12 protein-coding genes are annotated in these 13,851 nt (G+C 62.2%); 8 read left to right on the top strand and 4 right to left on the bottom strand.

The features are described from left to right. Positions 1-7 precede the first annotated feature (7 nt). The 4 genes from guaB to AACP59_RS04280 all read left to right on the top strand — a co-directional run bounded on the left by guaB (position 8) and on the right by AACP59_RS04280 (position 5,198). Positions 8-1,555, top strand: a complete 1,548-nt coding sequence (gene guaB / locus AACP59_RS04295; protein ID WP_339350032.1) for an IMP dehydrogenase — start codon at positions 8-10, stop codon at positions 1,553-1,555. Between the two features lie 330 nt (positions 1,556-1,885). Next, on the top strand, positions 1,886-2,887 hold the full coding sequence (locus AACP59_RS04290; protein WP_297316893.1) for a zinc-binding dehydrogenase: 1,002 nt from the start codon (positions 1,886-1,888) through the stop codon (positions 2,885-2,887). Positions 2,888-3,026: 139 nt separating this feature from the next. Continuing rightward, positions 3,027-3,728, top strand: a complete 702-nt coding sequence (gene orn, locus AACP59_RS04285) for an oligoribonuclease (protein ID WP_297316892.1) — start codon at positions 3,027-3,029, stop codon at positions 3,726-3,728. Positions 3,729-3,791: 63 nt separating this feature from the next. Further along, entirely contained in the window at positions 3,792-5,198 is a 1,407-nt protein-coding gene (locus tag AACP59_RS04280) for an ATP-dependent DNA helicase (RefSeq protein ID WP_339350031.1), read from the top strand. Positions 5,199-5,241: 43 nt separating this feature from the next. Here the strand turns inward: AACP59_RS04280 and AACP59_RS04275 are convergent, their stop codons facing one another. Both AACP59_RS04275 and AACP59_RS04270 read right to left on the bottom strand, forming a co-directional pair. Beyond that, positions 5,242-5,436 carry a hypothetical protein gene (locus tag AACP59_RS04275; RefSeq protein ID WP_339350029.1) on the bottom strand — a complete coding sequence of 65 codons (195 nt, stop codon included), beginning with the start codon at positions 5,434-5,436 and terminating at the stop codon, positions 5,242-5,244. A gap of 19 nt (positions 5,437-5,455) precedes the next feature. Then, entirely contained in the window at positions 5,456-5,704 is a 249-nt protein-coding gene (locus AACP59_RS04270; protein WP_339350028.1) for a hypothetical protein, read from the bottom strand. A 426-nt stretch (positions 5,705-6,130) separates the two neighbouring features. On the opposite strand from AACP59_RS04270, the gene AACP59_RS04265 reads away from it, so the two are divergent. Next, positions 6,131-7,945: a proline--tRNA ligase gene (locus AACP59_RS04265; protein WP_339351132.1), complete on the top strand. Its 1,815-nt coding sequence runs from the start codon at positions 6,131-6,133 to the stop codon at positions 7,943-7,945. 236 nt (positions 7,946-8,181) lie between these two features. Here the strand turns inward: AACP59_RS04265 and AACP59_RS04260 are convergent, their stop codons facing one another. Then, entirely contained in the window at positions 8,182-9,036 is an 855-nt protein-coding gene (locus AACP59_RS04260) for an exodeoxyribonuclease III (RefSeq protein ID WP_339350025.1), read from the bottom strand. Between the two features lie 296 nt (positions 9,037-9,332). On the opposite strand from AACP59_RS04260, the gene AACP59_RS04255 reads away from it, so the two are divergent. Next, entirely contained in the window at positions 9,333-9,893 is a 561-nt protein-coding gene (locus tag AACP59_RS04255; protein ID WP_297316887.1) for a single-stranded DNA-binding protein, read from the top strand. A 71-nt stretch (positions 9,894-9,964) separates the two neighbouring features. Here the strand turns inward: AACP59_RS04255 and AACP59_RS04250 are convergent, their stop codons facing one another. Next, positions 9,965-12,058 (bottom strand): M13 family metallopeptidase, encoded by a 2,094-nt coding sequence (locus AACP59_RS04250; RefSeq protein ID WP_297316886.1) that lies wholly within the window; start codon positions 12,056-12,058, stop codon positions 9,965-9,967. A gap of 201 nt (positions 12,059-12,259) precedes the next feature. Here AACP59_RS04250 and AACP59_RS04245 point away from each other — a divergent pair, with 201 nt between their 5' ends. Both AACP59_RS04245 and map read left to right on the top strand, forming a co-directional pair. Then, entirely contained in the window at positions 12,260-12,928 is a 669-nt protein-coding gene (locus tag AACP59_RS04245) for an HdeD family acid-resistance protein (RefSeq protein ID WP_297316885.1), read from the top strand. A gap of 138 nt (positions 12,929-13,066) precedes the next feature. After that, entirely contained in the window at positions 13,067-13,843 is a 777-nt protein-coding gene (gene map, locus AACP59_RS04240; protein ID WP_297316884.1) for a type I methionyl aminopeptidase, read from the top strand. The last annotated feature ends 8 nt before the right edge of the window (positions 13,844-13,851 follow it).

The raw sequence follows: 13,851 nt of genomic DNA, 5'->3' as shown, positions 1-13,851 counted from the left end.
TAGTGCCATGGTCCTAGATAATTCACATATCGATTCCGCCCCTTACTCTCCTCTTCCCCCAATGTTCCAGAAGCTCGGACTTGCCTATGACGACGTGCTTCTCCTGCCCAACGAGTCCGATGTGATCCCCTCCGAGGTGGATACCACCACCCACCTGACCAGGAACATCACCATGAGGTCCCCGGTGCTCTCCGCGGCCATGGATACCGTCACCGAAGCCACCATGGCCGTCGCCATGGCGCGGAACGGCGGCATCGGCGTCCTCCACCGCAACCTGAGCATCGAGGACCAGGCCAACCAGGTCGACATCGTCAAGCGGTCCGAGTCCGGTATGATCTCCGACCCCCTGACGGTCACCCCCGATGCCACCCTGACCGACCTGGACAAGCTCTGCTCGGTCTACAAGGTGTCCGGTCTGCCGGTTGTCGACCGCGAGCAGCGCCTGGTCGGCATCATCACCAACCGTGACATGAGATTCGTCAACCCTGCCGACTTCGACAAGCTCAAGGTCAGTGACGTCATGACCAAGGACCATCTGATCACCGGTCCGGCCGACATCACCAAGGAAGACGCCCACGATCTCCTGGCCAAGTACAAGGTCGAGAAGCTCCCCCTGGTGGATGACCAGGGCAAGCTGGCCGGTCTGATCACCGTGAAGGACTTCGTCAAGACCGAGCAGTATCCCGAAGCCACCAAGGACGAGCGTGGCCGCCTGCGTGTGGCTGCGGCCGTCGGTTTCTTCGGCGATGCCTGGCAGCGCATCACAGCCCTGACCGACGCCGGTGTGGACGTGCTCGTGGTCGATACGGCCCATGGTCATGCCAAGCTCATGCTGGACATGATCCGTAGGATCAAGTCCGACCACGCATTCGACCATGTTGACATCATCGGTGGCAACATCGCCACCAAGGAGGGTGCCCAGGCCCTGATCGATGCCGGTGTGGACGCCGTCAAGGTCGGGGTAGGCCCCGGCTCCATCTGCACCACCCGGGTGGTGGCCGGTGTGGGCGTACCCCAGCTGACCGCCGTCTACGATGCCGCCCAGGCCTGCAAGGCCGCCGGTGTTCCTCTGGTGGCCGACGGTGGCATCCACTACTCCGGTGACATCGCCAAGGCCATCGTGGCCGGTGCCGATACGGTCATGCTGGGCGGTCTCCTGGCCGGAACCGAGGAGGCTCCGGGCGAGAAGGTCCTCCTGCGTGGCAAGCAGTACAAGGTCTATCGTGGCATGGGCTCCCTGGGCGCCATGGCACCCAGGGGCAAGAAGTCCTACTCCAAGGACCGCTACTTCCAGGCCGATGTGACCAGCAGCGACAAGGTGGTCCCTGAGGGGGTCGAGGGGGAGGTTCCTTACCGCGGGCCGCTCAACTATGTGCTCTACGAGCTGGTCGGCGGACTCCACCAGACCATGTTCTACACGGGAGCGCGCACCATTCCCGAACTCCAGGAGAAGGGTCGCTTCATCCGCATCACCGACGCGGGTCTGCGCGAGTCCCATCCGCATGACATCGTCATGACCAAGGAGGCCCCCAACTACTCCGGCTTCCATGACTGAGTGATTCGGCCCTTTTGGGCGGGTGAAGGGCGCAGGACCGTTTTGGCCACGCGCCCTTCGCTTGTTTCGGGTGACCACGTTCGCACCAGTGTCGATTCGCATGGGTTCCGCACGGTATGGCCTCGAATCCTATCCGGTAAGGCGGCAATTGGGGATGATGACATGGGCCCGGACTTGTCGCCTTGTCTTGGGTGATACCCTCGTGGCAGGTGAGGGGCCGTACAGGCTCTCATCGAAGTGGGGTTGCCCTGGCCGCGCGGTCCGGATTCCGTTCGGCCATGGCCGCCGATGACGGTGGTCTGCGGCCCCTGCGTCGAGGAAGGAAGGCCGATGAAGGCGGTATACGCGAAAGGTGTCTGCGGGGAGGACCCACTTTCCATGCTTGAGGTCGGGGAGCGGCCCGAACCTGACAGGCATGAGTTCTGGTCGACCATTGCTGTCAGGGCTGTCAGCCTGAACCATCACGACCTCTGGAGTCTCCAGGGGGTGGGTCTTTCCCCGCAGGCCACGCCCATGATCCTGGGGACCGATGCGGCGGGAATACTGGAAGACGACATCCCGGGGACCAAGGGCGGTCCCAAGGCCGGGAGCAGGGTCATTCCCTACACGGTGGTCGGCGGGGATGGCGCCGGGGTTGGTCCGGGGGAGGGGCGCAGCATCCTCTCGGAACGCCATCAGGGGACCATGGCGGCCAAGGTGGCCGTTCCCTCGGCCCACGTCCTGCCCATGCCCGGCAACCTGACCTTCCAGGAGGCATCGGCTCTGGGGACGAGCTGGCTGACCGCCTACTCGATGATATTCACGGCTGCCGGGGTCAAGCCCGGGGACAGCATCCTGATCCAGGGGGCGGGTGGGGGCGTCTCGACCGCCTCCCTGCAGCTGGCCCATGCGGCAGGGCTGGAGGTCTTCGTGACTTCGCGTCGACAGGACAAATTGGACAGGGCCCGTCAGCTGGGCGCGGATGGTGTTGTGGCCAGCGGGGAACGGCTTCCCCACAAGGTGGATGCAGTCCTGGAATCGGTCGGGACGGCCACCTGGTCCCACTCGGTCAGGTCCGTCCGCCCGGGCGGCACCATCGTCGTCTGTGGGGCCACTTCAGGAGACCAGCCGGGTGCCGAACTGACCCGGGTCTTCTTCCAGGACATCCGCGTCCACGGCAACACCATGGGCTCCCTGGAGGATTTCAGGCGCCTGCTCAGGTTCGTCGAGCTGGCCGACCTGCATCCGGTGATTGATTCCACCTACACCCTTGACCAGGCCCCTCAGGCCTTCCGGCACTTCAGCGAAGGTGGAGTGTTCGGAAAGGTCATCCTCACGGTGGGCGGGGACTGACGACCGCATCGCGGACAGGGTCGGAATCGCCGGAAGGGGAATCCCCGGTCGGTCATGTCCTGGCGGTATCTTGTAATGTTCCGTCCAAGGTGGCGGAAGGAGCGATCCGGGGAGCGACCCGGGTCTGAAAGGTGAGCAGATGAGCGACAAGAATGATCTGACCTTCAGCGCGGAGGAATCCCGCATGATCTGGATCGATTGCGAGATGACCGGCCTGGATATCTTCCACGACGAGCTGTGCGAGGTTTCCGTGGTACCCACCGACTTCAACATGAAGGTCCTGGACAAGGGCATCGACCTGGTCATCAAGCCCTCCCAGGCCGCCCTGGACCACATGGATGACTTCGTCCGGCATATGCACACCTCCTCCGGCCTGATCGAGGAGATGAAGACCGGTCTGGATCTGGCCGAGGCCCAGCGTCAGGTCATCGAATACATCAGGCCCTTCCTTCCCGAGCACGGCAAGGCCCACCTGGCCGGCAACTCCGTCGGGTCCGACAAGAAGTTCCTGGACCGGTACATGCCCGACCTGATGAACCTCCTGCACTACCGGGTCATCGACGTGAGCACCCTGAAGGAGCTCTCCCGCCGCTGGTACCCGGACGTCTACAGGAACAAGCCGGCCAAGCATGGCGGTCACCGGGCCCTGGCCGACATCATCGAGTCCATGGATGAGCTCCGCTACTACCGCTCCATGTTCTTCACGGCGGCCCCTGGCCCCGACGAGGCCCGGTCCAAGGCGGGAGCCGAGGAAATCGAGCGGACCAGTCTCCTGCGCCACTATGAGGAGTCCGGCAACCCGGTCGAGGATGCCAACAAGCCCGAGAAGACCGACTACTGATTGTGGCGGCCGACCTGAGCTGGGGGCAAGGCCCATGTACCTCAGGCGTGGCACCATGGAGACATGCAGCAATCCGAAGCCCTGACCATACTGAACGCGGGGGCCAACGCCTTCATCACCGGTGCTCCCGGGTCGGGCAAGACCTTCGTGCTGAACGAGTTCGTCGACCAGGCCCGTAAGGACGGGGCGGTCGTGGCCGTAACCGCCTCCACCGGCATAGCCGCCACCCATATCAACGGTCAGACCATCCACTCCTGGAGCGGGGTGGGCATCTCCACCTGCATGACCGAATCCCTGATGCGGAGGATCAAGACCAGGCGGCGTCGGCAGATCGCGGGAACCGACATCCTGGTCATCGATGAGGTCTCGATGATGCATGCCTGGCTCTTCGACATGGTGGACCAGGCCTGCCGGGCCGTTCGGCACAGTCCTGAACCATTTGGTGGTATTCAGGTGGTTCTCTCGGGGGACTTCTTCCAACTCCCGCCGGTCACCCGACCCAACCACGCGGGCGGCATGATGCCTGGGCCCGAGTGCCAGGCATCACGGGAACGCTACGCTGAGGCGGGAAAGGACCCGGATGGATTCGTTACGGAATCCCTGGTCTGGCAGGATCTGGATCCGGTGGTCTGCTACCTGACCGAGCAGCATCGCCAGGATGACGGGCAGTTGCTGACCGTCCTGACCGATATCAGGGAGGGTGGTGTGACCCAGGAGGACCACGATGTCCTGGCCACCCGCGTCGGGACGGTCCCGGCCCCGGGTCTGGTGGCGGTCCACCTCTTCCCGGTCAACAGGCAGGCCGACACCTTGAACGACCAGCGCCTGGCAGCCATCGACGAGGAGGCCCACCACTACGAGGCCACATCCCGTGGCGAGGCCAGGTTGGTGGAACGGCTGAAGAAGAACATGCTTGCCCCGGACGATCTGGCCCTGAAGACCGGCGCGGCGGTCATGGCCCTGCGTAACGATCAGGACCACCAGTATGTCAACGGATCCATCGGTACGGTCAAGGGGTTCACCAGCACGGCCAAGGGCGGCTGGCCGATCGTCTCATTCCAGAACGGAAACGTGGTCACGATGAAACCGGCCTCCTGGGAGACCATGGACGGGGACATTGTCCTGGCCGCCGTCAACCAGGTCCCCCTGAGGTGCGCCTGGGGAATCACCATCCACAAGTCCCAGGGTATGACCCTGGACCGGGCCGTCATGGATCTGAGAAGGACCTTCGCGCCTGGCATGGGGTACGTGGCCCTCTCCCGTGTGGAAAGCCTGGGCGGGCTCTATTTGACCGGCATCAACGAGCACGCCTTCCTGGTCTCTCCCGATGCCGTCATCCTGGATTCGGATCTGAGGGCCAACTCCAAGTCGGCCTGCGCCCGGCTGGACGATGAGGGCCCAGGGTCCTTCACCAAGCGGGCTGTCGGTCAGGAACCCGAAGATGAATTCGCCCAGGACCAGCTCTTCTGACCAGGTGTGTCTGTTCGGTTGGACCTGGGAGGGCGGATGCGGGTCAGTCGGGCATCCATGACAGGCGGACCATATCCTTAAGGATGATTCCGTTCTCTACAACCGGCTGGTCGTAACGGCCTGCGAAGTAATCCCGCTCGATGCTGTCCATGCGGAAACCACATATCTGGTAGAAGAGGAGGGCTTCCGTACTGGTCGAACCAGTGCCGACTTCCAATCTTCCGTACCCCAGCTCCACCGTCTCCTTCTGGGCACGTTCAATCAGTCTCCTGCCTGCGATGAGACCGGGCCACACTGATATTGGCGATTTCCATGATCTCCGGACCTGGTCCGACAAGTAGCATGACACCTGCCAGGTCGTCTCCCACCCGGATTTCATAGGCATCCGCCCGGGCGAAAACCGTATGAACCATCCGGACTGAGGGGTCTGCCTCCAGAAGGAGCTCCATGTGTTCCGCATCAAGGCTGGCGAAGGGCTGGATGGTTATGGCCTGGGTCGGTGACATGGGTGCCTGCCTTGTCACTATGTAATCCGTGGAATCTGTTCAATTCACCACTATACCGGTGTCTACCGGTCGGTGGAGAAGGGTTCGCCCTGATGTGGAGCCGATCCGCTTCAGGTGCAATTGCCTAGGGAAGTCCGACCGGACCGATGCCGACCGACCCGTCTTCTGCCATGTCAATCCGGATTACCGTGCCGCATGGCCGCCGTCGGCATTGATAAGGACACCGCCAACGTGAGGGACGAGGGGAACACCGGTGAAGCCATGCCCAAGGCTTCAACGGTGACGATGGCAACCTTGTCGGTGGACCCAGACGTGAGACTCCTGTCCAGCCCCACTCATTTGGCGGTCCGAGGTTCCATTCCGTTGAGGGGTTCCATGATGGTCCCCAAGCCGGTATGTCCCTTTGCGCGAATATCTTTGGGAGGTATGAGTACCAAAGCCATGCGCATGTCAACACTGTTCCTGAGGACCCTGCGAGAGGATCCTGCCGATGCCGATGTGGACTCGGCGAAACTCCTGCAGAGGGCGGGGTATGTGCGCAAGGTGGCGCCCGGCATCTTCACCTGGCTCCCACTGGGCCTGAAGGTTCTGGACAAGGTCCAGGATGTGGTCCGCGAGGAGATCAACGGCATCGGGGCGCAGGAGGTCCACTTCCCGGCCCTCCTGCCACGTGAGCCTTACGAGGCCACCCACCGCTGGGAGGAGTACGGCGAGAATCTCTTCCGGCTCCAGGACAGGCACGGGGCTGACTACCTTTTGGCCCCCACCCACGAGGAGATGTTCACCCTCCTGGTCAAGGACATGTACTCCTCATACAAGGACCTGCCCGTGGCCCTCTACCAGATCCAGACCAAGTACCGTGACGAGTTCCGTCCCCGTGCAGGACTGATTCGTGGTCGTGAGTTCGTCATGAAGGATGCCTACTCCTTCACGATTGATGAGGAGGGGCTGCAGAAGGCCTATCAGGACGAGCGCGGGGCCTACGAGCGGATCTTCAAGCGTCTGGGAGTCAACTATGTCATCGTCCATGCCGTTTCCGGACCCATGGGTGGGTCCCAGTCCGAGGAATTCCTGGCCCCCCTGCCCATCGGCGAGGATACCTTCGCCCTGGCCCCCTCCGGCAAGGCCTGGAACGTCGAGGCCCTGACCACGCCTGAGCCTGAGGCGATCGACCGCTCCGGCACCCCGGATATGACCGAGGTGGATACGCCCGACTCCAAGACCATCGAGAACCTGGTGGGGAGGTTGAATGACCTCCATCCGCGTCAGGACGGACGCGAGTGGACGGCTGAGGACACCTTGAAGAACATGGTCGTCGCCGTCAAGCATCCAGCTGACGAGGACCACCCCGACGGGTGGCGTGAGCTGGTGGCGGTCGGCCTTCCCGGAGACCGCAAGGTCGATATGAAGAGGCTTGAGGCCCAATTCGCCCCTGCCGAGATCGAGGAGGCCAACGAGGCCGACCTGGCATCCCACCCTGAATTCGTCAAGGGATACATCGGGCCCAGGGTCCTGGGACCGCAGCGTGGCGACATCGAGTCCGCCGACCATGTGCGCTACCTGGTTGATGCCCATGTGGCCCCCGGTTCTGAGTGGGTCACCGGAGCGGATGCCGATGGGAAGCACCTGGCCCATGCGGTCTATGGGCGCGACTTCAAGGCTGATGGGGTGGTCGAGGCTGCCGAGGTCCGTCATGGCGACATGAGTCCGGACGGGTCGGGGCCTCTGAGCTTCGAGCGGGGAGTGGAGATCGGGCAGGTCTTCCAGTTGGGTCTCAAATACTCCCAGGCCCTGGACCTGAAGGTGCTGGATCAGAACGGCAAGGCAGTCCCCGTCTGGATGGGTTGCTACGGCATCGGAATCTCCCGTGTCCTGGCCTGCATCGCCGAGATGCACCACGATGAGAGGGGTCTGGCCTGGCCCAAGGCCGTGGCGCCGGCCATGGTCCATGTGCTGGCCACAGGCAAGAAGGAGGAGGCCTTCCAAGCCGCCGAGGGCCTTGTCTCCCAGCTGGAGGAGCAGGGTGTCGAGGTCCTCTACGATGATCGTCCCAAGGTTTCCCCCGGCGTCAAGTTCAAGGACGCGGAGCTGATCGGCGTGCCCCTGGTCGCCATCGCAGGGCGTGACACCATCGAGAATGGGACCATCGAGATCCGTAACCGTGACGGGTCCGACTCGGTCTCGGTCCCCGTCAACCAGGCCGCCAAGGTCATCCTTGATCGGATCGTGGCCCTGGACTGACTTGATTCGCGGATGGTCCCACCGGTATTGATGCGAAAGGAAAGCGGCCCGGTCGACTCTTGTGGTCCGACCTGGGCGCTCCATATCCCTGCCAGGATGCTGCGGGCGGATGTGCGCAATCGTGGTGATTGACCTTGGGATTCGCCTTTTGAGCAGGATGGCCCTGCGGTCATCCCAGATTCTGTCCGGTTGGCTGAATAGGTTCGTCCGGCTGGTTCAGATGACGGTTGCCTGGATCAGATTCGCAACAGGATGGGCAGGTGGTCCCTTCTCGTGCCGGTGTCAACGGGTTCGGAAACCGTGACCTTGTCGGCCAGGCGATCGGAGGTCAGCCAGTAGTCGATCCTCCAGCCGGAGTTGTTGGCCTTGCTGGTGAGGGCGCGCTGGGCGAACCAGGTGTATACGCTGCGTTGGCCATCGAAGTATCCCGCCGCCTGTCCGTGGACCTTTCGGAAGGTGTCGGTGAAGCCGGCATCCAGCAACTGACCGAACTTGTTGCGTTCCTGGTCGGTGAAGCCTGCGGAATGGTGGTTGGACCGGGGGTTGGCTATGTCGATCTCCTCATGGGCCACGTTGAAGTCGCCACAGGCCAGGACCGGCTTGCTGGCATCCAGCTTCTTCAGGTAGGCGCGGTAGCGGTCATCCCAGTGTCCGCGTGGTTCAAGCCGTACCAGTCCCGAGCCGGCATTGGGGGTGTAGACCGTGGTGACGAAGCAGTCGGGGAACTCCAGGGTGATCATCCGTCCCTCGTCATCCATGGTGTCCGGGGCACCGATCTTTGGATAGGTGACCTCGGGTGTGGGCAGATCGTTCCGGTACAGCATCAGGGTGCCGGCATATCCGCGGCGGGCGGGTGGCTCGGAGATGCGATGGACCTCTTGATAATCAGGGAAGTACTGCATCAGGGCTCTGAGGATCTTGTCGGTCTTCTTCTGGTCGTCATTGAGTTTGGTCTCCTGGATGGCCAGGACGTCGGGGTTCAGGTCCCTGATTGAATCCACCACATTCAGGGAGAGGGATCCGCGGGCGCTGCTGCCCAGGAGGGCGGCGTTGAGGGAGTCGATGTTCCAACTGACCAGTGTGTGCACCATGAGTGATGATCCTTCCGTGCCGGCATGCCTCTGTCTGCTTCTTCAGTCTATCCTCCTCCGGGCCAGCAGGTGGCTCCCCTGCACAGGGTCGGGTTCGGGGCGATGTTCGACCACATTGCCCGTCAGCAGGGGGAATCTGAGCCCATCTGGCCCATGATGGACCTCACCACTCGATGGGAAACGCCTGGAACGGAGGCCAAGTCCCCTTCCCCCGCTCTGGCAGTCGGTTCTCCCGATCAGGGTCCCTTCGGGTGGCCTTCAACAAGGATGTTCGATCACGATGAAAGAGGTAACCGATGGCAGCCAATGAATCCAGGGTTCTCATGTTCGGGTTCGTGGGAAAGGACCCCACACGGATCGGCCAGCCGGGGTCCACCCCGGTGTGTTCCTTCAGACTGGGGTCAACGCCGGCCTACTATGACACGGCCAGGGGCGTATGGACCAGAAGGCCTACAACATGGATAACGGTCAAGGCCTTCAGGAGCCTGGCCATGAACCTTCTGCAATCACTCCATAAGGGGGACCCGGTCATGGTGTCCGGCGGTCTGGTGACCGAGGAATGGACCAGTGGTGGGCAGCCGCACTCCACCATGGTCCTGGAAGCGGACGGGGTGGGCCATGATCTGAATCTGGGGCAGGGATCCTTCATCAGGATCAAACCTGATGACCCTGACTCGCAGGGATTCAGGGACCCGTGGGATGGTAAGGCGGAAGCGGGGGCGGGGGGAAATTCCGAAGAGGCCGGAGGTCTCGAATCGGATGCCGAGGGTGAGGATGCCTCCGACCAGCACGTAGGGGCTCCGGATCCAACGGATGATACGGAGAAGGCATCCGAGCAGTCAGCGGATGCCTTCTGAATCCATTTTGATGGGTTGTCGGTAGGGGTTTTTGCGCCTCCGGCCGCGGTGCCGCGGCCGGAGGCGCATGTCTACCAGATGTGGACCCTGTCCGCCGGATCCAACCACATGCCATCCGAGGTTTGCACCCTGAAGGCATCATAGAACTTATCGACGTTCCTGGCGATACCATTGGTCCGGAACTCGGCAGGGGAGTGGGGGTCGATCTGGAGGTACTGCTCGGCCAGCTGGTCTCGGTTCTTGGTCCGCCAGATGGATGCGTAGGACAGGAAGAAGCGTTGAAGACCGGTGTATCCGTCCATGGTCGGTGCCTGATCCAGGGCCTCATCCATGGCCAGGGCGCTGGTGTCGATGTCCTTGCCGGCCTTGTCTTGCAGGGCCAGGGCATAGGCCTTGATGGCGATATTGACGCCTCCCAGGTCACCGATGTTCTCACCGATGGTCAAGGCGCCATTGACATGAGGTGCCTTGTCGGGATCGTCCGCGTACTTCTCGGCCAGCTGCCGGGGGACGAACCCGTTGTACTGTTCGATCAGGGCCTTGGTCCGTTCCTCGAAGTTGACACGGTCCTGGGGTGTCCACCAGTCGTTGAGCCTGCCATCTCCGTCGTACTTGCTGCCCTGGTCGTCGAAGCCATGTCCGATCTCATGTCCGATCACGGCGCCGATGCCTCCGTAGTTGGCCGCATCATCGGCTTCGGGATCGAAGAAGGGGGGTTGGAGGATGGCGGCAGGGAAGACAATGACGTTCAGGGTCGGTTCGTAGTAGGCGTTGACGGTCTGCGGGTTCATCAGCCACTCGTCCTTGTCGACTGGCTTGCCGGCCTTGCCGAACTGGTACCCGGACTCGTACAGGTTGGCCTGGCGGACGTTGTTCACCAGACCCGCATCTTCACGAACCCGCAGGGCCGAGTAATCCCGCCACTTATCGGTATATCCGATCTTGGGAGAGAATTTGTCGAGCTTGGCCAGGGCCTTGACCTTGGTCTCGTCGCCCAGCCAGTCGCTGGCGGAGATCGAGACGCGGTAGGCTTCGATCAGGTTGCCGACCAGATCCTCCATATGATCCTTGCTGGACTGTGGGAAGTGGCGCCTGACATACTCCTGTCCCACCTCTTCACCACTTATTCCGTTGACCAGGGAGACGGCACGCTTCCAGCGGTCGCGCATCTGAGTGGTACCCGATAGCACCTTTCCGTAGAAGTCGAAGCGGGCCTGGTCGAAGTCCTCGGTCAGGAATCCTGCCCACTCGATCAGGGTGTGCACCCGGGCCCAGAGTTTCAGGTCCTCCAGGTCGCTGTCTCTCCAGAATCCGTTGAGTCCCTTCAGGAAGGAGGGTTCGTGGACGATGGTGTGAGTCAGGGCGGCGGTCAGGTCGACCGGCTGGTCGGCGGCGGCTGGGTTGGCATCATAGGCATCCTGCCAGGCCCTGATCCAGGCGGCCAGGTCGAAATCGGCCAAGGTCTGCTGCAGCTGGTGCATGTCGGTGGGGTTGTAGGTCCTGTCCTCATCCCTGGTAGAGACGTTGTCCCAGTGGTTGGAGGCGATTCGGGTCTCCAGATTCAGGACTCTGTCGGCCTGTTCCATCGCCTGGTCCTGGTCCGGTGCGTAGCCGGCAAGTCTCAGGAGTCTGGCGACCATCTCCTTATAGGCCTGGCGGACGGGCTGGTAGTGGGATTCACGGTAGTAGGCCTCATCGGGTAAACCCAGTCCGGCCTGTTCGATGTGGGCCACATTGGTGCCGGGGTTGCCCGGGTCGCCGTAGATGGCGATGCCAAAGAGATCGGGGCCGCCTGTGGGGTTGAGCCGCCCCAGGAGCGAGGTCAGGGCCGCCTTGTCCTCGACGGCGTCGATGGCCGCCAGGTCCGGGCGAATCGGATTCAGGCCGGCCGCTTCGATGGCCCGGGAATCGAGGAAGCTCCGGTAGAGGATGGTCGATTTGGTGGCCGGGTTGTCCGGATCTTCCAGGATGTCCCTGATCTGGCCCTCGGCGTCCTCGGCCAACTTGTCGAAGGACCCGAACCGGGAGCGGTCTTCGGGGAGTGCGTAGGTGTCGATCCAGGGTCCGTTCACGAAGCGGAAGAGGTCGTCCTGAGGCCTGATGACGGAAGAAAAGGAGGCGGGGTCCAGACCGGACCTGGCGGATGATTCTGTTGGGTGTGTCATACCTAGCAAGCCTAACCGTTTTTGATGACATGGGCCATCAGGGTAACGGGGCTGGAGCCTGCTGGAAACCAAAGAAAGCCGGTCATGACCAGGGTGAGCGGAGGGAGGAAAAAGACAGTCGAATTCCCGGCCTCGTTTAGACTGAACATTAGAAGCGGCACCCATGTGGATGCCGTCGGCACCATGTGAAAGAGGGGCACTATGTCAGATTCCAACCAAGGTCAAGATCCGGATTGGTACAGGGAAGGGCGGAACCAGGGTCCCTATGGGAACGGGAATCCCCAGGGTGGCCCCATTCCGACCATGGATCCCTTCAGACTGATTGTGGAGGGTATGGCCGGGGGGACCGTGAAGACCATCCGCGTCCTCTTGGGGACCATGGGCGCACTTGCGGTCGTCCTGGGACTCGCCCTCCTGCTGTGGCCCGATAAGACCCTGATCGTGCTGACCGTCATCCTGGGAATCTACTTCATCATCTCCGGCGTGGTCAGGTTGGCCACCTCCATCGTGGCACAGGGATTGCCGGCCGGATGGCGCGTTCTGGGTGTTCTCTTCGGTGCCCTGATTGCCATCGGTGGCATCGTCATTGTCAGGAACACGGCCCTGTCCGCTTCGGCCCTGACCATTCTTGTCACCATGATTGTCGGCATCGCCTGGATCATGGAGGGGATCATGAGCCTGGTGGCCTCCTGGGGGCTGCCGCATTCGGGCTGGACCATCTTCTCCGGCGTTGTGTCGATCCTGGCCGGTATCTGCGTCATGATCTACCCTTTGGGTTCGGTCATCTTCCTGGTCATCTTCAGTGGATGCGCCCTTCTGGTTCTGGGCATCGTCTCCATCATCAGGGCTTTCTCCTTCGGCAGGCGCTGATCTGGGGATTGTCGGTCCTGATTACCGGATAAGACTGATACCAGAACCTGGGTGAGGCCGTGCATCCGGCTGAACGCCAAACCGACGCATGGTGCAGCCGCTGGGGATACGCGGAGAATCTGAAAGGACGGAACAGGCATGATCGAGTTGAAGACCAAGCAGGAGATAGAGGAGATGAAGCCGGCGGGCAGGTTCGTCGGTCGCATCCTCAAAGAGCTCGAGGCCATGAGCAAACCCGGGGTCAACCTCCTCGATCTTGACGACTATGTCAAGCAGCAGATTCAGTCCCGCAAGGGGGCCACGTCCTGTTATGTGGACTATGCGCCGGACTTCGGCACCGGCCCCTTCGCCCATTACATCTGCTTGTCGGTCAATGATGCGGTCCTGCACGGGGTCCCCTTCGACTATGACCTTAAGGACGGCGACCTGCTCTCCCTGGACCTGGCCATCAACGTGGACGGGTGGGTCGGTGATTCGGCCATCAGCTTCGTAGTGGGAGACGATGCCGATCCCGAGGATCTGCGTCTGATCAAGACCACGGAGGATGCCCTGGCGGCCGGTATCGCCCAGGCCTATCCCGGCAACCGTCTGGGAGACATCTCCGCCGCAGTGGGTGAGGTGGCCCACCGTAACGGCTACAGCGTCAATCTGGAATTCGGCGGTCATGGCGTCGGTCGGATCATGCATGGCGATCCGCATGTTCCCAATGACGGCACTCCCCACCATGGATACAAGCTCCGTCCTGGCCTGGTCATCGCCATCGAACCCTGGTTCCTGGCCACCACGGACGAGATCTTCCAGGATCCCAAGGACGGCTGGACCCTGCGATCGTCCGACGGCTCCCGTGGTGCCCACAGCGAGCACACCATCGCCATCACCGAGAACGGACCGGTCATCCTGACCCGGCGGGATTGATCCGTGCA

The sequence above is a fragment of the Bifidobacterium indicum genome (assembly GCF_036987015.1).
Lineage (GTDB): Bacteria > Actinomycetota > Actinomycetes > Actinomycetales > Bifidobacteriaceae > Bombiscardovia > Bombiscardovia indica.
The sequence above is the reverse complement of the archived record's forward strand: the minus strand, read 5'-3'. Positions and strand labels throughout refer to the sequence as shown.